This is a genomic window from Paraburkholderia sp. UCT31 (assembly GCF_014397655.1).
Lineage (GTDB): Bacteria > Pseudomonadota > Gammaproteobacteria > Burkholderiales > Burkholderiaceae > Paraburkholderia > Paraburkholderia tuberum.
On record NZ_VZQP01000053.1, the window covers coordinates 29,150 to 49,587 of the forward strand.

At 62.9% G+C, this 20,438-nt stretch carries 20 protein-coding genes; 15 read left to right on the top strand and 5 right to left on the bottom strand.

What is annotated here, in order from left to right; translation table 11 throughout:
• Positions 1-119: 119 nt before the first annotated feature.
• The 5 genes from F6X40_RS32610 to F6X40_RS32630 are packed head-to-tail and all read right to left on the bottom strand — an operon-like array spanning position 120 to position 4,688.
• Complete coding sequence (locus F6X40_RS32610) at positions 120-896, bottom strand: enoyl-CoA hydratase-related protein (protein WP_187630656.1); 777 nt, start codon at positions 894-896, stop codon at positions 120-122.
• 43 nt (positions 897-939) lie between these two features.
• Positions 940-1,704: a glucose 1-dehydrogenase gene (locus tag F6X40_RS32615; protein ID WP_018425530.1), complete on the bottom strand. Its 765-nt coding sequence runs from the start codon at positions 1,702-1,704 to the stop codon at positions 940-942.
• A 38-nt stretch (positions 1,705-1,742) separates the two neighbouring features.
• Positions 1,743-2,996 carry a CaiB/BaiF CoA transferase family protein gene (locus F6X40_RS32620; protein WP_184032199.1) on the bottom strand — a complete coding sequence of 418 codons (1,254 nt, stop codon included), beginning with the start codon at positions 2,994-2,996 and terminating at the stop codon, positions 1,743-1,745.
• A 2-nt stretch (positions 2,997-2,998) separates the two neighbouring features.
• Positions 2,999-3,475, bottom strand: coding sequence for a MaoC family dehydratase (locus tag F6X40_RS32625; protein ID WP_184064275.1), 477 nt, complete (start codon positions 3,473-3,475; stop codon positions 2,999-3,001).
• A 49-nt stretch (positions 3,476-3,524) separates the two neighbouring features.
• Positions 3,525-4,688: an acyl-CoA dehydrogenase family protein gene (locus F6X40_RS32630; RefSeq protein ID WP_187630657.1), complete on the bottom strand. Its 1,164-nt coding sequence runs from the start codon at positions 4,686-4,688 to the stop codon at positions 3,525-3,527.
• A 387-nt stretch (positions 4,689-5,075) separates the two neighbouring features.
• On the opposite strand from F6X40_RS32630, the gene F6X40_RS32635 reads away from it, so the two are divergent.
• The 15 genes from F6X40_RS32635 to F6X40_RS32705 all read left to right on the top strand — a co-directional run bounded on the left by F6X40_RS32635 (position 5,076) and on the right by F6X40_RS32705 (position 20,391).
• Complete coding sequence (locus F6X40_RS32635; protein ID WP_018425526.1) at positions 5,076-5,441, top strand: Zn-ribbon domain-containing OB-fold protein; 366 nt, start codon at positions 5,076-5,078, stop codon at positions 5,439-5,441.
• Positions 5,442-5,500: 59 nt separating this feature from the next.
• Positions 5,501-6,652 (top strand): thiolase, encoded by a 1,152-nt coding sequence (locus F6X40_RS32640; RefSeq protein WP_187630658.1) that lies wholly within the window; start codon positions 5,501-5,503, stop codon positions 6,650-6,652.
• A gap of 105 nt (positions 6,653-6,757) precedes the next feature.
• A complete protein-coding gene (locus F6X40_RS32645) occupies positions 6,758-7,558 on the top strand; it encodes an enoyl-CoA hydratase/isomerase family protein (RefSeq protein WP_187630659.1) in 801 nt (266 codons plus the stop codon).
• A gap of 11 nt (positions 7,559-7,569) precedes the next feature.
• On the top strand, positions 7,570-8,376 hold the full coding sequence (locus F6X40_RS32650) for an enoyl-CoA hydratase/isomerase family protein (protein WP_187630660.1): 807 nt from the start codon (positions 7,570-7,572) through the stop codon (positions 8,374-8,376).
• A gap of 17 nt (positions 8,377-8,393) precedes the next feature.
• On the top strand, positions 8,394-9,209 hold the full coding sequence (locus F6X40_RS32655) for an enoyl-CoA hydratase/isomerase family protein (protein ID WP_187630661.1): 816 nt from the start codon (positions 8,394-8,396) through the stop codon (positions 9,207-9,209).
• Positions 9,210-9,253: 44 nt separating this feature from the next.
• Entirely contained in the window at positions 9,254-10,108 is an 855-nt protein-coding gene (locus F6X40_RS32660) for an SDR family oxidoreductase (protein ID WP_184061961.1), read from the top strand.
• Positions 10,109-10,111: 3 nt separating this feature from the next.
• Entirely contained in the window at positions 10,112-11,254 is a 1,143-nt protein-coding gene (locus F6X40_RS32665; protein ID WP_187630662.1) for a CaiB/BaiF CoA transferase family protein, read from the top strand.
• A gap of 43 nt (positions 11,255-11,297) precedes the next feature.
• Positions 11,298-12,497: an acyl-CoA dehydrogenase family protein gene (locus tag F6X40_RS32670; RefSeq protein ID WP_187630663.1), complete on the top strand. Its 1,200-nt coding sequence runs from the start codon at positions 11,298-11,300 to the stop codon at positions 12,495-12,497.
• Between the two features lie 31 nt (positions 12,498-12,528).
• Positions 12,529-13,683 carry an acyl-CoA dehydrogenase family protein gene (locus F6X40_RS32675; RefSeq protein WP_187630664.1) on the top strand — a complete coding sequence of 385 codons (1,155 nt, stop codon included), beginning with the start codon at positions 12,529-12,531 and terminating at the stop codon, positions 13,681-13,683.
• Positions 13,684-13,717: 34 nt separating this feature from the next.
• Entirely contained in the window at positions 13,718-14,884 is a 1,167-nt protein-coding gene (locus F6X40_RS32680; protein ID WP_184064303.1) for an acyl-CoA dehydrogenase family protein, read from the top strand.
• 16 nt (positions 14,885-14,900) lie between these two features.
• Positions 14,901-15,707: an enoyl-CoA hydratase gene (locus F6X40_RS32685; protein WP_187630665.1), complete on the top strand. Its 807-nt coding sequence runs from the start codon at positions 14,901-14,903 to the stop codon at positions 15,705-15,707.
• Positions 15,708-15,729: 22 nt separating this feature from the next.
• Positions 15,730-16,599 (top strand): MaoC/PaaZ C-terminal domain-containing protein, encoded by an 870-nt coding sequence (locus F6X40_RS32690; RefSeq protein ID WP_187630666.1) that lies wholly within the window; start codon positions 15,730-15,732, stop codon positions 16,597-16,599.
• Positions 16,600-16,738: 139 nt separating this feature from the next.
• Positions 16,739-17,947: an acyl-CoA dehydrogenase family protein gene (locus tag F6X40_RS32695; protein ID WP_187630667.1), complete on the top strand. Its 1,209-nt coding sequence runs from the start codon at positions 16,739-16,741 to the stop codon at positions 17,945-17,947.
• A gap of 39 nt (positions 17,948-17,986) precedes the next feature.
• The gene (locus tag F6X40_RS32700; RefSeq protein WP_262421638.1) at positions 17,987-19,090 is read left to right on the top strand and encodes an acyl-CoA dehydrogenase family protein; all 1,104 of its coding nucleotides are present in this window, start codon (positions 17,987-17,989) and stop codon (positions 19,088-19,090) included.
• Between the two features lie 71 nt (positions 19,091-19,161).
• Positions 19,162-20,391 carry a cytochrome P450 gene (locus F6X40_RS32705; protein WP_187630675.1) on the top strand — a complete coding sequence of 410 codons (1,230 nt, stop codon included), beginning with the start codon at positions 19,162-19,164 and terminating at the stop codon, positions 20,389-20,391.
• Positions 20,392-20,438 lie beyond the last annotated feature (47 nt).

The following is a 20,438-nucleotide window of genomic DNA, read 5'->3' on the forward strand; positions in this document are numbered from 1 at the left end:
CGGCTCCCGGGGCTTGGCACGCGTGTCGGCGTGAACTTCCGCAAATACTGAACTTCGGCGCGCGTATGCGCAAAGGGCGACGCCGACGCTGAGCGTCGCCCTGCGGGCATTTCCGCCGGTCACTTCACGTACTTGCGAAACTCCGGCTTGCGCTTTTCGCGGAACGCATTGCCGCCTTCCTTCGATTCGTCGGTGTCGTAGTACATCGCAAGCGCCTGCATCGCGAACGCGCCGATGCCGCGGATGTTCTCGGTATCGATATTGAACGAGCGCTTGGCGAGCGCAATAGCGGTGGGGCTCATCTGCAGAATCTCGTCGCACCACTTCTTCGTTTCGGCGTCGAGTTGTTCCGCGGGCACGACGGCGTTGATGAGACCCCAGTCGAGCGCCTGTTTCGCGCTGTATTTGCGGCACAGGTACCAGATTTCGCGCGCGCGCTTCTCGCCGACGATGCGCGCGAGGTAGGCGGTGCCGAAGCCCGGATCGACCGACCCGACCTTCGGGCCGACCTGACCGAAGACCGCGGTCTCGGCAGCGATGGCGAGATCGCAGAGCGTCACCAGCACGTTGCCGCCGCCGATTGCATAGCCGTTCACGCGTGCGATCACGGGCTTCGGAATGTCGCGGATGATGCTTTGCAGTTCCTCGATCGGCAGACCGACGGTGCCGCGCCCGGTGTAGCCGTCGCCGGACTGGTCGCCGCCGGTGCAGAACGCCTTGTCGCCGGCGCCCGTGAGCACCACGACGCCGATATCCTTGTTCCATCCCGCGAGGCCGAAGGCCTTGATGAGCTCCTCAACGGTGTTGGCGCTGAATGCGTTGTACACCTTCGGGCGATTGATGGTGATCGTCGCGACCCCGTCCGCCTCCTGATAGCCGATGTCCTTGAATTCCATGTCGTATTCCAATGTTGTTGGTTGATTGCGTTCGCGGAGCCGTTTATCCAGCCATCGTCAGACCGCCCGACACGCTGATGACCTGACCGCTGATGAACGCGGCGTCGTCACTCGCGAGAAAGGCCACCACCCCCGGGATGTCGCCAGGTTCGCCCATGCGGCCGAACGGCACGGCCTTCACGAGGGCGGCCTTGATGCGCTCGCCTTTCTCGCCCTGCGCGAGGTTGTCGAGAAGCGGGGTCGCGGTCGGGCCGGGGCAAACGACGTTGACGGGAATCATCTGGCGGGCCATTTCGCGTGCCATCGTCTTCGTGAAGGCGATGAGGCCGCCTTTGCAGAACGAGTACACCGCTTCCATCGAGGAGCCCACGCGTCCCGCATCCGACGAGATGTTGACGACGCGGCCACGGCCGCGTTCGGCCATCCGTCGCAGCACGGCATGGTGCATGTTCAGCGGTCCGTACAGATTGATCGCCACCACCTTGTCCCAGAACGGCTTCTCGGTTTGCAGGAAGAACGCACCCATGTCCCAGCCGGCGTTGTTCACGAGAACCTCGATCGGTCCCAGTTCTTCCTCGACTCTCGCCACCGCGGCATGCACACCTTCGTGATCCGTGATGTCGACGCGGTAGGCTCGCGCCTTGCCGCCCGCCGCCTCGATTTCCGCCGCGACACGCACGGCGCCTTCTTCGTTCAGGTCGAACAACGCGACGGTCGAACCTTCGTCGCCGAATCGTCTGCTGATGGCGGTTCCGATCCCACCTGCCGCGCCAGTGACGACGACGACCTTCTCCTTGAGCCCCTTCATTGATTCCCTCCGTGATGTGCGAGGCGCTGTCGCGCCAGTTAATCCTTGCTCAGCGCTTCCGATACGGCTTCGCCCCTTCCTGTGGCCCGGGCGAGGAGCGCGCTCGCTTCGTCCGCGCTATATCCCGCTTCGACCAGAACCTGGATGCTGTGCTCGCCGAGATTCGGCGGCAGATAGCGAACGTTGCCGGGCGACTCGGAGAAGTGCACCGGTATCGAGGTCATGACCATGTCGCCTTCGGTCGGGTGCTCGAAGCGCTGGAAGAACCCGGTCTCCTTGATGTACGCGTCGTGCATCAGGTCTTTCAGGTCGCGCACGGGACCGTGCGGCACGTCTGCCGAGGCGAAGATCGCATTCCATTCCGCAGTCGTCTTGTTGCGGATGGCGTCGCCGACGATGCGATACAGCTCGCTGATGTTGCGCATACGCTCGGCCATGTGGTGAAAGCGCGGGTCGTCGAGCAGATGCGCTGCATCGATTGCGCACAGCACGCGGCGCCATTGCTCGTTATTCACGGCGAGCAGGCAGATATGCCCGTCTTTTGTCGCGTAGGGCCGGCGGTGCGGCGAGAACATGCGCGGATAGCCCAGGCCGGTTCCGTCATTGGAGCCCAGCGCACCTTCCCAAAGATGCTCGAAAAGATTGAATTGCAGCATTGTTTCGAACATCGGCACATGGACGAGCTGGCCGACACCGGTCCGCTCGCGGTGATAGAGCGCCATGCCGATCGACGACGCCAGCACGTAGCCGCAGAACTTGTCGACGATCACGGTGGGGAAGTACCGCGGCGAGCCGTCCGCGTCGCGGTTCATCGCGGCAATGCCGGTTTCGCCCTGAATCACGTCGTCGAAAGCGGGGCGGTCCTTGTAGGGTCCGTCGATTCGATAGCCGGCACCCGACGCGTACACGATGCGTGGGTTGCGCGCCCGCACGGTTTCATAGTCGATGCCGAGGCGCTCGGCGGCACTCGGGCGCATGCTGTGCACGATGACGTCGGCGGTCTCGACGAGCTTGAGCAGCGCTTCGCGGCATTCGGCCTGCTTCAGGTTCAGGATCACGCTGCGCTTGTTGCGGTTCATGATCGTATAGAACACTGCCATGTCGGGATTGCGGCCAGGGCCATTCTTGCGGTTCTGGTCGCCTTCGGGCGGTTCGATCTTGATGACGTCCGCGCCCATGTCGCCGAGTAGCTGCGTGGCGACCGGACCGAGCACGTTGATGGTCAGGTCGATCACGCGGACACCGGCTAACGGGCCGGTCGCCGGTTCCAGGGGTTGTTGGGGATTTTCCATGCTCAGGCCTTGTATCCCTTGCCTTTAACGAGTCTGAGCGGCGTGTACACCATCACTTCCGTGCCGTCCTGCCTGATCACGCGGTTGCGGGTGCGCACCAGCCCAAGTCCGGGGCGCCCCTTGCTAGGCCTGCATTCGATCACCTCGCATTCCACGTGAATCGTGTCGCCCACATAGGTCGGGCCTTTGATGTCGAGTTCCATGTTGAGGAACGCGAAGCCGACGCCCTGCATGGTGGCCTGCGTGAGCAGCCCTTCCATCAGCGTGAAGACCAGCGCGCCCGGCGCGACGCGCCCCTTGATGGCCGACTGCTCGCGAAGAAACTCGGTGTTGGTGAACAGAACTTCCAGCATGCCTGTCACCGAAACAAAATTCACGACATCCGTTTCGGTCACCGTGCGGCCCACGGTCTTGAATTTGCGTCCAACGGGCAGGTCCTCCCAGTGAATTCCCAGACCAACCGTTTCGATTTCTTCCATTGCCTGTCCTCTGTCGTTGTCGGCTCGGCTGTTAGCTGAGCTGTCGTTGTCAGTTCTTCCTGATGCGGCCCAGCACGCTGTCCGCGACGATGTTGCGTTGGATCTGGTTGGTGCCTTCGATGATCTGCACCACCTTCGCGTCGCGGAAATAACGGTTGATCGGGTACTCGTTGGAGATGCCTGCGGCGCCGAATAGCTGCACGGCATCGGTCGCGACCTTCATGGCGACATCCGACGCGAACATCTTCGCCATCGCCGCCATTGGGGCGAGTTCACGGCCGCTAACGCCCGCATCGACGAGCGACGCCGTGCGATAGACGAGTTGGCGCGCGGCCTCGGTCTGGGTGACCATGTCAGCGATCATCCAGCGCACACCCTGAAAGTTGCTGATGCTCTGGCCGAATGCAACGCGGTCCTGAATGAATTTGACGGTGTGATCGATCGCGCCCTGCGCGATGCCAACCGCGCGCGCGGCCACGATGGGACGGCTCGTGTTGAGCGCCTCCATTGCCACCTTGAACCCCTGGCCGCCTTCCGGCCCGAGACGGTCTTCCGCGCGGATGAAGGTATCGTCGAAATAAAGGGGGCACGACGCCACGCCGCGCGCGCCCATCTTGTCTTCTTCGTTGCCGATCGTCAGGCCCGGCGTGTTGCGATCGACGATGAAAAGATTGATCCCCAGCGCCTGTCCTTCCTCGTCGAGCGTCCTGGCGGCGACGAGAATGAAGTCGGCGATATGCGAATTCGTGCACCAGATCTTGGAGCCGTTGAGCACATAGCCGCCGTTCTTGCGGCGCGCTGTCGTGCGAATGCCCGAAACGTCGGAGCCGCTTTGCGCTTCGGTAATGGAGAGAGCACCGCGTAAGTCACCGGAGGCGAGCCCCGGCAGAAGGCGGGCCTTCTGCTCTTCCGTGCCGCCTTCAAGAATGGCTCCGAACGGTGTCCATTGCACGACCAGCAGATAGCCCGTGTTGTAGCAAACCCGCCCGAACTCCTCGACGGCGATGCAGGCCGACATCAAACTCCCGGCGCCGCCGTACGCTTCGGGAAACGGCAACGTGAAGAGGCCCAGTTCCTTGAGCAGTGCGTACATGTCGTGCGGATACCCGGCCGTACGGTCGATCTCGTCGGCCCGCGGCGCCACGCGCTCCCTTGCGACGCGACGGATGAGGTCGCGGATCTGAAGCTGGTCGTCTGTTAGTTCGTATGTCACTTCGAGCTCTCTTGCTTACGGTTTTTTCGGGCCGGCCCCCCGGATTCGTCTCCGGAGTGGGGATACGTCGCCCCCGCCGACCACTTCCTGATCACATTCGAAGTCTTCACGTTTATGAACAATGTTCGATAAATTAAACGAAGGGTCAGGTGATCGTCAAGCGCTGAAACCGGCTCCCGCGGGTTTGTCCGAGGTGCGTCGAAAATTTGGTCGGGATGTAGTTTCAGCCTTGCGCGGCGGGGCGCGGCAGGGCTTTCCCGCCGTTGACAGCGCGCTCCCAGTGCGTTTAAGATTTGGAACAGTGTTCGGTTATTTGTTCCATTTTGGCCCGACAGAGCGGCTCGATTCGGCGCGAGCCCATGGCAAAACGATTTGGAGGAGCGGGGAATGGACTCTCTTTGTCCTGAAGTCGATTATCAGAAATTCCTGGCCGAGGGCCGCTTGATGATCCAGCGCAGCCGCGGCAGCGGCCGCTATGTCTTCTACCCGCGGGTGGCTGAGCCGGTTACCGGGATGCGCGATCTGGAGTGGGTCGAAGCCTGCGGGAAGGGCACGGTTTATTCCACTACCGTGGTGCGCCAGAAATCGCCCACGCCCAGCTACAACGTCGCAGTGATCGATCTGGAAGAAGGTGTGCGCATGCTGAGTTGTGTGGAGGGCATCGAGCCGGAGGCCGTGCGCATTGGCATGCCGGTGCAGGCGAAGATCGTGTACCGAGGGGATGCGGCATTGCTTGTGTTCGAACCAGCCTGACGCCCGCTAACCCGCAGCCGGCCGTCAACAGCCGGTCACACCGATGAAAGGTAGATCGAATGGAATTCAACTTGCGCGGGCGTACCGCACTGGTGGCAGGCGCCACCTATGGGATGGGGGAAGCACCTGGCTTGTCGTCGCTGGACCTTGCTGCGCGTGCGTCCGTTGACGCGCTCGCCCAGGTGGGACTTACGCCTGGCGATGTAGACGGCCTTTTCGTGTGCACGCCGGACGACATGCTGTCGGGTCTCACGTTTGCCGAATACCTCGGTATTAACCCGAAGTTCACCGACAACAACCGAAGCGGCGGATCGGCGTTCGAAATCTACGCGCACACGGCGGCCATGGCGTTGTGTACGGGACAGATCGATGTTGCCTTGATTGCATATGGGAGCAATCAGCGCAGCGCGGCGGGCAAGCTCGTGCAGTCGTCGCGTCCTTCGCCGTGGGAGAGCCCGTATAAGCCGATGAATCCGGTGTCGTCGTATGCGCTTGCGGCGGCGCGTCATATGCATCAGTACGGCACGAAGCGTGAGCATCTGGCCGAGGTGGCCGTCGCCGCGCGCAAGTGGGCGCAACTGAATCCGGATGCGTATATGCGCACGCCCCTGTCGATCGACGACGTGATGGGCGCGCGCCTCGTGTCGGATCCGCTTTCCGTGCGCGATTGCTGCCTCGTGACGGATGGCGCGGCAGCGATCGTCATGGTGCGCGCCGATCGAGCGCGTGATCTCACCGACAAGCCGGTGTATCTGCTCGGCGCGGCTTCGGCCACTTCGCACCGCGAAATCGCGAGCATGCCGGATCTCACGGTGACTGCCGCAGCGGAATCGGGCAGGCGTGCGTATCAAATGGCGGGCGTGAAGGCGAACGATATCGACGTCGCGATGCTGTACGACGCCTTCACGATCAACACCATTCTGTTTCTCGAAGACCTCGGCTTTTGCCCTAAAGGCGAAGGCGGCCGCTTCGTTTCGGACGGCGGCATCGCACCGGGCGGCCGGCTCGCGGTCAATACGAACGGCGGGGGTTTGTCGTGCGTTCACCCCGGCATGTATGGGCTGTTCCTGATGGAAGAATCGATGCGGCAATTGACGGGCCGCGCTGGTGAGCGCCAGATACCCGGTGCGAAACTGGCGATCGCGCACGGTAACGGTGGTGTGCTCTCGAGCCAGGCCACGGTGATTCTCGGGACGCAGGAAACCCTGTAAAGACACGCTGTGAGACACGCCGCCCGCCAGGGTCACTGTCGACAGCTTTGCATGGGATCGGAGTAAGCGCTAAAGCGCCAACCCCGATCGACAGGAGACGGACAGATGAGCGAAGAGACCAGCAGCGATGCAGCAGAGATCGTACAGGTCCGGCAAGACGGTGCAATCGCGATCGTCACATTGAACTATCCCCAACGGCGAAACGCGTTTTCGCTAAAGATGCGCGAGACGTTGTACGCGCAGCTTTATCGCCTGATGCATCATGAGGAAGCCTGCCGTGCGATCGTACTGACCGGCGCGGGCAATACGTTTTGCGCGGGTGGGGACATATCGGAGATGCAGACGCGCAAGGTGCTCGAATATCGACAGCGCAATGAACTGCCGCTCGATATATTCAGACTGATGGTGGAAGGCCCGAAAGCGATCGTCGCCGCCGTCGAAGGGTTTGCGTTTGGCGCTGGTCTGTCGCTCGCCGCTGCTTGCGATTACGTCGTCACGTCATCGGCCGCGCGCTATGCGAGCGCGTTCGTCAAGGTCGGGCTGCTGCCCGATACGGGGCTCTATTGGTCGTTGTCGCAGCGCGTGGGCGGCGGCCTTGCACGCGAGCTCATGCTGAGTGCCCGGGAGTTCAACGGCGTCGAAGCGGGCGAGACCGGTTTTGCCAATCAGGTCGTCGAGCCTGGCGAGGCGCTGAACGCGGCCTCGAAGGTGGCGCAACAGTACGCGGAACTGCCCACGGTGGCCACCGCGCACCTGAAGGCCGCGCTCGCGACGGGCATCCGTACGCTCGACGACGCCATCGAAGCGGAAGTCAACCTGCAGCCCATCCTGCGCCGCAGCCGCGAACACCAGGAGGCCGTGCGCGCCTTCATGGAAAAGCGCAAGCCGGTGTTCGTGGCCGACTGAAGGAAGCCAACATGAGCGAAAGAGAAACGGCAGAAAACGATACGACGTCGCTGATCGAGGTGACCCGCGAGGGACCGGTCGCGATCGTGACGCTAAACAATCCCCGGCGCCGCAACGCGATGGGACGTCAGATGCGTCAGTTGTTGCGCGACACGATGCATCGGCTGATGGTCGACGATCCGGACTCGCGGGCAATCGTCCTGACGGGCGCGGGCGAGCACTTTTGCGCCGGCGCCGACATCTCCGAGATGACGAAGCGCACGATCCTGCAAAGCCGCGAGATTCTGGCGGAGTCGTGCGTGGTAGTGCGTGAAATGCAGGCGGGACCCAAGCCGGTCGTGGCGGCCGTGGAAGGCGTAGCCTTCGGCGCCGGGCTGTCGCTCGCGGTCGCGACCGACTATGTCGTGGCTGCATCGAACGCACGCTTTTGCGCGGCGTTTCTGCGCGTCGGCCTGATTCCGGACACCGGTATTCTGTGGACGCTTCCGAAGCGCATCGGCATGGCTCGCGCGAGGGAGATGCTCTCGCTCGCCACTGAAATCGACGGCGACAAGGCCGGAGCGATTCACCTTGCCAACGAAGTCGTCGGGCCGGGTACCGCGCGCGCAAAGGCAATCGAAGTTGCGCGCGGTCTTGCCGACTTGCCGCCGCTCGGCGTGGCGCTGCTGAAGGACGCGCTGACCAACGCGGCGACGACCATGGAAGGCGCGCTGCGAGCCGAGATCGACTATCAGCCCATCCTGCGTCAGTCGAAAGACCATCAGGCTGCCTGCAAGGCGTTTATGGAAAAGACCGAACCGGTCTTCACGGGTGAGTGAGCGCGGGGAGCAATGCGATGAGTATCGAGCAGAAGGAAAATGCCGCGGGCGCCGACGAGGTCGTGCAGGTGCGCCGTCAAGGCGACGTGACCATTGTCACGATGAACTATCCCGAGCGCCGCAACGCGTTCTCCATGAGGATGCGCGTTGCGCTGACCGAGGTCTTGCACCGGCTGATGCACGACGATCCGCGAACGCGCGCCATTGTGCTGACAGGCGCGGGCGGCCATTTTTGCGCGGGCGGCGACCTGTCCGAAATGCACGCGACCACTCTACAGTTGCTGGCGCTTCGTGAGCGTATCGCGGTGGGCGTGCGTCTGTTCAAGCTGATTTATACGGGCACGAAGCCGGTCGTCGCGGCGGTGGAGGGCACGTGCTATGGAGCGGGGCTGTCGCTGGCGGCTGCATGCGATGTCGTGGTCGGTGCCGATACCGCGAAGTACTCATGTGCGTTCGGCAAGGTCGGACTGCTTCCCGACACTGGAATTCTATGGACGCTGCCGCAAAAGGTCGGCGGCAGCAAGGCGCGTGAGTTGATGCTGAAAGGCGATGTCATCGACGCGGCCACGGCGCGCCGCATCGGCCTGGTCAGCGAGGTGGTCGCGAGCGGCGGCGCGCTCGATGCGGCGATCGAGGCCGCGGCGCGCTTCGCGAGCTATCCGCCAGTGACGCTGGCACTCCTGAAGGCGAGCCTCGTCAATGCGGGCAATTCGATCGAAGACGCATGCCGCCTCGAAACTGACCTCAATCCGCTGACCCGTCAAACGAGCGACCACGCGGAGGCGGTGACGGCCTTCATGGAAAAACGCAAGCCGGTTTTCACGGGTGCCTGACGCCGCCATTCTCCGTTGCTGTCCCTACTGGAAGTTCAACGCATATGTTTACGCCTGACCTGCTGAAGAACAAAAGAATCCTCATCACCGGGGGAGGCACCGGCCTTGGTAAGAGTATCGGCCTGCGCTACCTCGAACTGGGCGCCGATCTCGTCATCTGCGGTCGCCGCAAGGAAGTGCTGGACGCAACGGCCGACGAGTTTCGCGGCGTCGTGCCTGGCGCGCGTGTCACGACGGTGCAGGCGGACGTGCGCAGCGCCGAGTCCGTCGAGTCGATGATGGAGACCATCTGGCGGGATGGTCCGCTCGACGTATTGCTGAACAACGCGGCGGCCAACTTCATCGCGCGCACGGAAAGCCTGTCGGCGCGGGCGGTGGATGCGGTGCTCGACATCGTGCTGCACGGCAGCTTCTATTGCACGATCGCGGCGGGCAAGCGCTGGATCGACGCGGGTCACCCGGGCAACGTGATCAGTACCGTATCGACGCCCACGATGACCGGCTCGGCCTTTACCGTGCCGTCCGCGGCCGCGAAGGCGGGTATTCTCGCCATGACCCGCAGCCTTGCGGTCGAGTGGGGCCCGAAGGGCATTCGCCTGAACGCGGTGGCGCCCGGACTGTTCCCGACGCCGGGCGCATGGGAGCAGTTGTACCCGCCGGGCTCGCAGGTCGAGCCGCAGGAGCGCTCGGTACCGCTGAGGCGCTTCGGCGATCACGCGGAACTTGCCAATCTCTACGCGTATCTGGCGTCCAATGGCTCCGGCTACATCACAGGCGACATGATCGTGATCGACGGCGGCCGCTGGATGCAGGGTGTTGGCGGCCCGACCTTCCGCGCGATGCAGGACTGGACCGACGAGCAATGGGACGCCATGCGCGCCCACGCTCGCAAGGGTTGAACCATGGGTCCGCTTGCAGGAGTTCGAATCATCGAGCTGGCCGGCATCGGCCCGGGGCCCATGGCGGCGATGCTGCTCGCCGATCTGGGTGCGACGGTGTTGCGCATCGAACGTCGCCAGCCGGTCAAGCTCGGTATCGAGCGTCCGCTGCGCTACAACCTGTTGCTGCGCAACCGAAAGACGATTGCGCTCGACCTGAAAGACCCGGAGGCCGTCGAACTCGTGCTCACGCTGGTGGAGCGCGCCGATGCCCTGATAGAAGGTTTCCGACCCGGCGTAACCGAGCGACTCGGGCTGGGTCCGCAGGCCTGCCTCGAACGCAATCCGAAGCTCGCTTACGGACGCATCACGGGATGGGGCCAGCAAGGTCCGCTCGCGCAGTACGCCGGGCATGACCTGAACTACATCGCGATCACTGGCGTCCTCAACGCAATTGGCCGCCGCGATCAGCCGCCGTCGATACCGCTGAATCTGATCGGCGACTATGCGGGCGGTTCGCTGTACCTTGCAATGGGGCTCCTGTCGGCGATCCTGCATGCGCGCAACGGCGGCGCGGGACAGATCGTGGATGCCGCGATCGTCGACGGCACGGCCAACCTTGCTACCACGTTCTTCGGCATGCAGGCTGCCGGCATCTGGCGCGACGGGCGCGGGACGAATATCACGGATTCGGGATCGCACTTCTACGACGTTTATGAATGCGCGGACGGCAAGTGGATTACGGTCGGCCCCATCGAGGACAAGTTCTATCTCGAACTCCTCCGCCTGCTCGACATCGATCCGCAAACCCTGGGTACGCAGCTCGACGCCAGCAACTGGCCCGCCGCGCGCGCACTGTTCGCGCTGAAATTCAAGCGACGCACACGCGAGCAATGGACCACCTTGCTCGAACACACGGACGCGTGCTTCGCACCGGTTCTGTCGTGGACCGAGGCACCCGGGCATGCGCATCTGAAGGCGCGCGGCACGTTCATCGAAGTGGACGGCATCGTGCAGCCCGCGCCGGCGCCGCGCTTCTCCGCCACGGTGCCCGCGAAGCCGACGGCGCCCGAGGCACCCGACGCGACCACGATCGACGCCGCGCTGGCGGCATGGCTCGAACCGGGCCGCATTGGCGAGTTGAAAGAAGCGGGAACGCTGGCCTGAGCCGCGCCCGACAGGCGACCCATAAAGACGAAACGAGACACTCATGGATCTGCGATATACCGACGAAGAGCTGGCGTTCCGCAATGAGGTCAGAGCCTTCTTCAAGGAAGCGCTGCCGGCCGACATCCGACGCAAAGCTACCTTGGGGCAGCGCTATTCGGCGGCCGACCTGCGCCGCTGGCAACGCATGCTCTACGAGCGCGGCTGGGCGACGCCAGCGTGGGACAAGGCGTGGGGCGGGACGGGCTGGAGCGCGGTGCAGCAATACATCTTCAAGGAAGAGCTGCACATGGCCCCGGCGCCCGAGACGCTGTCATTCAACGTGAACATGATCGGTCCGGTTTTGATCGCGTTCGGCAGCGAGGAGCAGAAGCGCCATTTCCTGCCTCGCATCGCGAGCCTCGAATACTGGTTCTGCCAGGGATTCTCCGAGCCCGGCGCCGGTTCGGACCTGGCCGCGCTGCGAACCCAGGCGGTGCGCGACGGGGACCACTATGTCATCAACGGCCAGAAGCTCTGGACTTCGACGGCGCATCACGCGGACTGGATGTTCTGTCTCGTACGCACGGATTCGAGCGGCAAGAAACAGCAGGGCATCACGTACCTGCTGATCGACATGAAGACACCGGGCCTGACCGTGCGCCCGATCGTCACGATCGACGGCCACCACGAAACCAACGAGGTGTTCTTCGACAACGTGCGCGTGCCGGTTGCGAACCGAATTGGCGAGGAAAACAAGGGTTGGGACTACGCGAAGTATCTGCTCGGCAACGAGCGCAGCGGGATTGCGCGCGTGGGCATTTCGAAGATGCGCGTGCGCCACGCGAAGGATCTTGCGAAGCGCGTGCCCTGCGGCGACGGTGTGCTGTGGGACGACTCGCGTTTTCGTGAACGTGTCGCGGCTGTCGAGGTGGAACTGAAGGCCTTGGAGATGACGCAGATGCGCGTGATCGCCGAGAGCAGCTCGCAGGAGAGCCATGTGCCCGACCCGAAGACTTCGATCCTGAAGATCAAGGGTTCGGAGCTGCAGCAACTTGCAGCTGAATTGCTCCTCGAGGTGGCAGGGCCGGATGCTTTACCGCTCGATCTCGACTTCCTGCGTGGGCTTGCCGATCCGGTTCGCGAACCCGAATGGGCGCTCACCGTTGCGCCGAATCACTACTTCGCGCGTCATGTCTCGATCGTGGGCGGCTCCAACGAGATTCAGAAGAACATTCTCGCCAAGTCCGTACTCGGACTTTGAGCGACGGGCGAACTGCGGAGAAGCATCAGATATGGACTTTGATTTCACCGATGAGCAACGCATGCTCAAGGACAGCGTCGACCGGCTCGTCAAAGACGAGTACGGGTTCGAGCAGCGCGCGAAGTATCTCGCTGACCCGGACGGTTTCAGCCGCGAGCTTTGGGCGCGTTATGCCGACATGGGTCTGTTGGGCCTTTCGTTTGACGAGGAATACGGCGGCAGCCACTGCGGCCCTGTCGAAACGATGATCGTGATGGAAGCGTTGGGCCGCGCTCTCGCGGTCGAACCGTATCTCGCGACGGTCGTGCTGGGCGGCGGCTTGGCGCGGCTTGGCGGCAACGCGGCGCAACGCGCGGCGATTCTGCCGCAGATTGCGCAGGGCGAGTTGCAGATGGCGTTCGCGCACAGCGAGGCGCAGGCGCGGTACGACCTCGCCGACGTTGCGACTACCGCACGACGCGAAGCCGCCGGCTGGGTGCTCGACGGCGCCAAGCGCGTTGTGCTTCACGGCGGCAGCGCCGACGTTCTCGCGGTGTCGGCGCGCGTGTCCGGTGGTAGGCGCGAGCGTGACGGCATCGGGCTGTTCGTGGTTAGGGGCGACGCAGAGGGCGTGACGCGCCACCCGTATCCGACGCAAGACCGACTGCGTGCGGCAGACATTCAGTTGTCCGGCGTGCGCGTTCCAGATAGCGACGTTCTGGGCACCGCGGGCGCCGCGTTGCCGCTGATAGAAACGGTCGTTGCGCACGCGATCGCGGCGGTGAGCGCGGAAGCCGTAGGTGCAATGGCAGCTGCGCACGAAGAAACCGTGGAGTACCTGAAGGTCCGCAAGCAGTTCGGGGTGCCTATCGGATCATTTCAGGCGCTCCAGCATCGTGCAGTCGACATGCTCGTCATGGTGGAGCAGGCGCGCAGCATGGCGCTCTTCGCGACCATGATGAGCGAGGAGCCGGACGCGGCGGAACGCGATCGCAGTATGTCGGCGGCGAAAGTGCAGATCGGGCGCTCGGGCCGCTTCGTGGGTCAGCAAGGCGTGCAACTGCATGGCGGCATCGGGATGACTGAAGAGTGCAAGATTGGCCACTACCTGAGACGCCTGAGCGTGATCGATATCCAGTTCGGTTCGACCGAACATCATCTGACCCAGCTCGCCAATGCCGGCGGACTGATCGATGCAGCAGCGTGAACCGCGCGTCCAGCCAAGCAAACGGAAACCATTCATGAGCCGAATTTCCCCACCCGATCAATATCAGGAACTGCGCGACGCCTTGCGCGACCTCTCGAAGGCGTACCCCGACGAGTACTGGCGCCGCATCGATCACGAGCGCGTCTATCCCGAGGCGTTTGTGGACGCGCTGACGAAGGCCGGCTGGATGGCCGCGCTGATCCCTCAGGAGTATGGCGGTTCAGGTCTCGGGTTGACCGAGGCGTCCGTGATCATGGAGGAGATCAACCGCAACGGCGGCAACTCTGGCTTTTGTCATGGCCAGATGTACAACATGAATACGCTGCTCAGAAACGGCTCGGAGGCGCAAAAGCGCAAATACCTGCCGAAGATCGCGAGCGGAGAATTGCGTCTGCAATCGATGGCTGTGACCGAACCGACCACCGGAACGGACACGACGAAGCTGAAGACCACTGCTGTAAAAAGAGACGACCGGTACGTGGTGAACGGCCAGAAGGTATGGATTTCGCGCGTGCAGCATTCGGACATGATGATCCTGCTCGCACGCACCACGCCGTTGTCGGACGTGAAGAAGAAGTCGGATGGGCTGTCGTGCTTTCTCGTGGACCTGCACCAGGCTATCGGCAATGGCCTGACCGTGCGGCCGATTCCGAACATGGTCAATCACGAGACGAACGAACTGTTCTTCGACAATCTGGAGATTCCTGAAGAGAACCTGATTGGCGAGGAAGGCAAGGGCTTCAGGTACATCCTCGACGGACTCAACGCCGAGCGCGCACTGATCGCGGCCGAGTGCATCGGCGACGGCTACTGGTTCGTCGAGCGCGCGTCGAAGTACGCCAGCGAGCGTATCGTGTTCGACCGGCCCATCGGTATGAACCAGGGCATCCAGTTCCCGATCGCCGAGGCCTACATCGACGTGCGCGCGGCGGATCTGATGCGCTACAAGGCCTGCGAACTGTTCGACAACCATCAACCGTGCGGCGCGGAAGCGAACATGGCGAAGCATCTCGCGGCCACGGCTTCGTGGAAAGCCGCCAATGCCTGTCTGCAGACCCATGGCGGCTTCGGTTTCGCCTGCGAATACGATGTCGAGCGCAAGTTCCGCGAAACCCGGCTCTATCAGGTGGCGCCGATTTCGACGAACCTGATTCTGTCCTACGTCGCCGAGCACGTGCTCGACCTGCCGCGTTCATTCTGAGCTTTGGAGGGATCTGATGCGCTTCGAGACCATTCTGTACGACGTCAAGGACCGGGTAGCGACGATCACGCTGAACCGTCCGGAACACATGAACACCTGGAACGACCAGGTGGCGACCGAAGTGTACGAGGCGATGCAAGCGGCGGGCGCGGACCATGGCGTGCGCGTGATCGTTTTCACCGGCGCGGGCAAGGCGTTTTGCGCGGGCGGCGATATTCACAGCTTCGGCGGTGATCCCGCCGCGCTGATGACGAAGCTCCCGCGTCCGTTCGACATGCGCAAGCGCGCCGACTGGCAAACGCGCTGCTCTTACTATCCGGCCATTCCGAAGCCGGTGATCGCGATGCTCAACGGCGCCACCGTCGGCATTGGCCTGATCCACGCCCTTTTCTGCGACATCCGCTTTGCGTCCGAAGACGCGACCATCACGACGGCATTCGCGCGCCGCGGCCTGAGCGCGGAATACGGGATGGCCTGGATACTCGCGTGCCACGTCGGCCAGGCACACGCGCTCGACCTGCTGCTGTCGGGACGCAAGATCAAGGGGCGCGAAGCCGAACGTATGGGACTCGTGAATCGGGCAATTCCGGCGGACAAGCTGGTCGAGGAGACTTATGCGTACGCGCGTGAAATGGCGGAGTACTGCTCGCCGCGCTCGATGCGCATCATGAAGGAGCAGGTCTGGGAGGTGCCGTTCCAGACGCCCCACGAGGCGGTGATACACGCCGGGTTGGACATGCCGATCGCCAACCAGTGCGATGACTACAAGGAAGGCATGGCGAGCTTTCTCGAGAAGCGCAAGCCCAACTTCACGGACTACTGAGCACACATAGGACTACCACCTCATGCTGAACTACGAAGTCGTCAAGAACTGGCCGATCGAAGATGTCACGCAGACATATAGCGAGCGCGACGTGATGCTGTATTCGCTGGGTCTCGGGTTGGGCGCAGACCCGCTGGACGCAGAACAGCTGCGCTACGTATATGAAAAGGACCTGCAAGCGATGCCGACTTGCGCGGCCGCGTTCGCGTGGCCGAAATCGTGGATGCGCGATCCGCATACGGGCATCGACTACCTGAAGCTCGTGCACGGTGAGCAGGACGTTCGCTTCATGCGCCCGATGCCGGTTGCAGCGACCATCGTCAGCAAGACGCGGGTGAGCCGCATCTCGGACAAGGGCGCGGGCAAGGGCGCGATCGTCGAACTCAAGCGTGACATCATCGACGCCTCTTCGGGCGAACAACTTGCCGAAGTCCGGCAGGTGTCCTTTCTGCGCGGCGACGGAGGGTTCAGCGCCGGGTCGGGCGCGAGCGACGCGCCGCCCGAAGCGCTTCCGGCTGTGCCGGAGCGCGCGCCGGACGCGGAATACGTCTTTTCGACCGGTGCCCATGCTGCGTTGATCTATCGCCTGTCGGGTGATGCCAACCCGTTACACGCGGACCCGGAGGTGGCATCGAAAGCCGGATTCAACCGGCCCATTCTTCACGGCCTCGCGACCTATGGCATGGCGGGTTACGCCGCGATTCGCACCTTCGCGGGCAACGACGCAAAGCGTCTGAAGCGACTCGCCTTGCGCCTGACCGCGCCGGTGTACCCTGGCGAAGAAGTGCGCTTCCAGTTCTGGCGGGACAGTGACACGCGTCTGCATCTGCGGGCGCGCGTCGACGCACGCGATGTGGTGGTGCTGAACAACGGAATCGTGGAAATTGCCTGAAACCGCGCCCGGCAGCGCCGACGTGCTTTGCCGGGCCGCGACTGGAGCCTGAAATGAAACGACCCCCATGCTCACTGTTGTTCGCGGCCCCCCGGGGGGGCTTCAGCCTCCCTTGGGGGCGGCCCGGCGGGAGGCTGAAATGGACCTGAAAGAGAGTCCCGCCGACAAGGAATTTCGCGCCACGGTGCGCGAATTCGTAGCGACTCATTTGCCCGACGACATTCGTGAACGGGTGCTGAACTTCCGCCATGTGCCGCGCGAAGACTACGTGCGCTGGCAACGCATTCTGGCCGGGAAGGGATGGGGCGCACCTGCATGGCCCGCGCAATTCGGCGGCGCCGCCTGGAATGCCGCGCAGCGCAACATTTTCGACGAGGAATGCTTTACCGCCGGCGCGCCGCGCCAGATGCCGTTTGGCCTTTCGATGGTTGGACCTGTCATCCAGAAGTTCGGCACCGACGCGCAGCGCGAACGGTTCCTGCCGCGCATCATCTCGATGGAGGACTGGTGGTGTCAGGGTTACTCCGAGCCGGGTGCGGGTTCCGATCTGGCGTCGCTCAAGACGCGTGCGGACCGCGTCGAGCGCGACGGTCAACCGTTCTACGTCGTCAACGGCCAGAAGATCTGGACCTCGTTTGCCCAATGGGCGAACTGGATTTTCTGCCTGGTCCGCACGGATGGCAGCGGCCGCCCACAGGAAGGCATCTCGTTCCTGCTGATCGATATGTCGACGCCCGGCATGACGGTCAGACCCATCCGCACGCTTGACGGCGGCCACGACGTCAACGAAGTGTTCTTCGACAATGTGGCAGTGCCAGTGAGCAATCTCGTCGGTGAGGAGCATCGCGGCTGGTCGATCGCCAAGTATCTGCTCGGCCACGAGCGGACCAACATCGCCGGCCTCGGCAACTGCAAGCGTTTCATGCGACGTCTGAAGGAGATTGCCAGCACCGAGCGTAAGCACGGCAAGCCTCTCATCGAGGACGTTCGCTTTCGCGATCGCATCGCCAGGGTGGAAATCGATTTGATCGCGCACGAATGGTCGCTGCTGCGCGTCGTCTCAGCCGAAACTGCAGGACGTCCCATCGGACCGGAGGCTTCGGTGCTGAAAATCCGCGGTTCGGAGATTCAGCAGGAGCTTACGGAGCTGATCATGGAATGCGCAGGCCCCTATGCGGTGCCTTTTGTAAGCGAAGCGCTGGAGGCGGACTGGCGCGGCGAAACCGCGAACGGCGAGCTGCTCAACGCGCTGGCCGCGCACTACCTGGACTGGCGCAAGATTTCGATCTACGGCGGTTCGACTGAAGTGCAGAAAAACATCATCGCCAGGCAGGCGCTCGGCATCTGAGGACACGCCATGGACTTCACGCTGGTTGAAGAGGAACAGATGCTGGCCGACGTGGTCGGCCGTTTCGTCGAAAAGGAATACGACTTCGAGGCGAGGCGCCGTCTCGCCGCTACTCCCGAGGGCTGGTCGGCTGCGCACTGGACGACGCTGGCCGAAATGGGCGTGTTGGCGCTGAACGTGCCGCAGGATCATGGCGGCCTTGGCACGGGGCCGGTCGAGACCATGCTCGTGATGGAGGCCTTCGGCCGTGGGCTCGTACTGGAGCCGTTTGTTTCGACGGCCGTGATCGGCGCGAAGTTGATCGGGCGCGCGGGACACGAGGCGCGCAAGGCGGAGTGGCTGGCTGGTATCGCGGACGGCAGCCTGAAGACCGCGCTGGCGACGCTTGAACCGGGCGCGCGTTTCGATTTGTGGAATGTTGCGATGAGGGCCGAGCCAACGCGTGACGGGTTCATCCTGAATGGACGCAAAGGCGTTGTACTGCACGGCGACAGCGCGGACATTCTGCTGGTTTCGGCGCGTAGCGCAGGCGAGCAGACCGACAAGCACGGCATCACGCTGTTCGCCGTCGATGCGCGAACGCAAGGCGTCAGCGTCAAAGGATTTCCGGCACTCGACGGGCAGCGTGTCGCCGAGGTGGTGCTGGACGACGTGCGCGTCGATGCAAGTGCTGTCATCGGCGTCGTCGATCAGGGCTACCCGTTGCTCGAGTGGACCGTCGATCAAGGTATTTTCGCGCTCTGTGCGGAAGCGGTGGGCGCGATGTCGCGGCTGAGCGATCTGACCTTTGAATACCTGCGCACGCGAAAGCAGTTTGGTTCGCCGATCGGCAAATTCCAGGCGCTGCAGCATCGCGCCGCCGATATTTTGACCGCCGTAGAGCAGGCGAAATCGATGGTCTACTTTGCGGCGGCGAAACTTGGCGATGACGACGAGCTGGAAGCCCATCGTGCTGTGACTGCCGCAAAGGCGCTGATTGGCCGTAGTGCACGCTTCGTGGCGCAGCAAGCGGTACAACTGCACGGAGGGATGGGCATGACGGACGAACTGGCGGTGGGGTGGTACGTGAAGCGGCTCACCTGCATCGACATGACTTGGGGAAACACCGAACACCATATCGAGCTGTACGGCGCGTTCCTGTAATTGCAGTTAATCAGACGACAAGAATGGCCCCGACCGCACATGCCGGTCGATTTGAAGAAAGGAGACAACTGATGTCAGTAGCTGCTCATGGCGCGACTCCGGAGCTGGCGCCAATTCCCGCGCACGTATTGCCTGAACGAGTGTTCGACATCGATATCTACAATCCGCCGGGTGCCGAAGACGACTACCATCTCTCGCTCAAGCAGTTGCACGCCGAAGGCATTCCCGACATTCTCTGGACACCCCGCAACGGCGGACACTGGATCGCGACGCGCGGCGATGACATCTATCACATCCTCAAGGACTATGAGAATTTCTCGTCGAAGCAACTGACAGTGCCGCTCGTCGAGCATCAACCGTTGCCGCCGATCTTCTTCGATCCTCCGCAGCACACCGCCTATCGCGCGCTGATCGCGCCCGCGTTCATGCCGCAGGCAATCGGCAAGCTCGAGGAGAAGGCGCGCGAAATGGCGATCGAATTGATCGACGGCTTTTATCTTGAGGGCGAGGTGGAATTCGTATCGGGGTTTGCGCAGCATCTTCCGATCGGCATTTTCATGAACATGGTGGCGCTGCCCGCCGAGGATCGCGAGTACTTGCTCGGCCTCGCTGACAAGATGGTCCGCCCGGTCGATGCCAACGAGAAGCTCAAGGCGCTCGGTGCGATTTTTCAGTACCTGGGGGGGAAGATTGCGGAACGCCGCGCGAACCCGGGTGACGATCTCATCAGCAAGATTGTCCATTCGAAGATCGACGGGCGCGCGCTCACCGACGAAGAAGTGCGGGGGCTCTGTGGTCTCGTGCTGATTGGCGGCCTCGACACGGTTGCCTCGGCAATGGGCTTTATCGCGCGATTCCTCGCCGGGAGCCCGGCCCACCGAAAGCAGCTCATCGACAACCCCGAACTGACGCAGAAGGCCGTGGACGAGCTTCTGCGGCGCTTCCCGGTGGTCAATCAAGGGCGGCGGATCACACACGATTTCGAGTACAAGGGCGTGCAGTTGAAGGCGGGTGACATGATCATCATGCCGACCACACTGCACGGTCTGGACGAGAGGAAGTTCGACGATCCGCTGAGCGTCGATTTCGCTCGGCCTACGCCGATTCATTCGACGTTCGGCAATGGCGCGCATCGTTGTCCCGGCTCGTTCCTTGCGCGCGTGGAGTTGAAGGTTTTCCTTCAGGAATGGCTTAAGCGGATTCCCGATTTCCAGATCAAGCCTGGCGAGAAAGCGGGTGTCCGCGGAGGTGTGAACGGCACGCTATACCACTTGCCTCTTGTCTGGGACGTGGTCCGCTGAGGATCGGTCACAATGGCCTGAGCAGGCCATTGCGACCATGTGCGTCT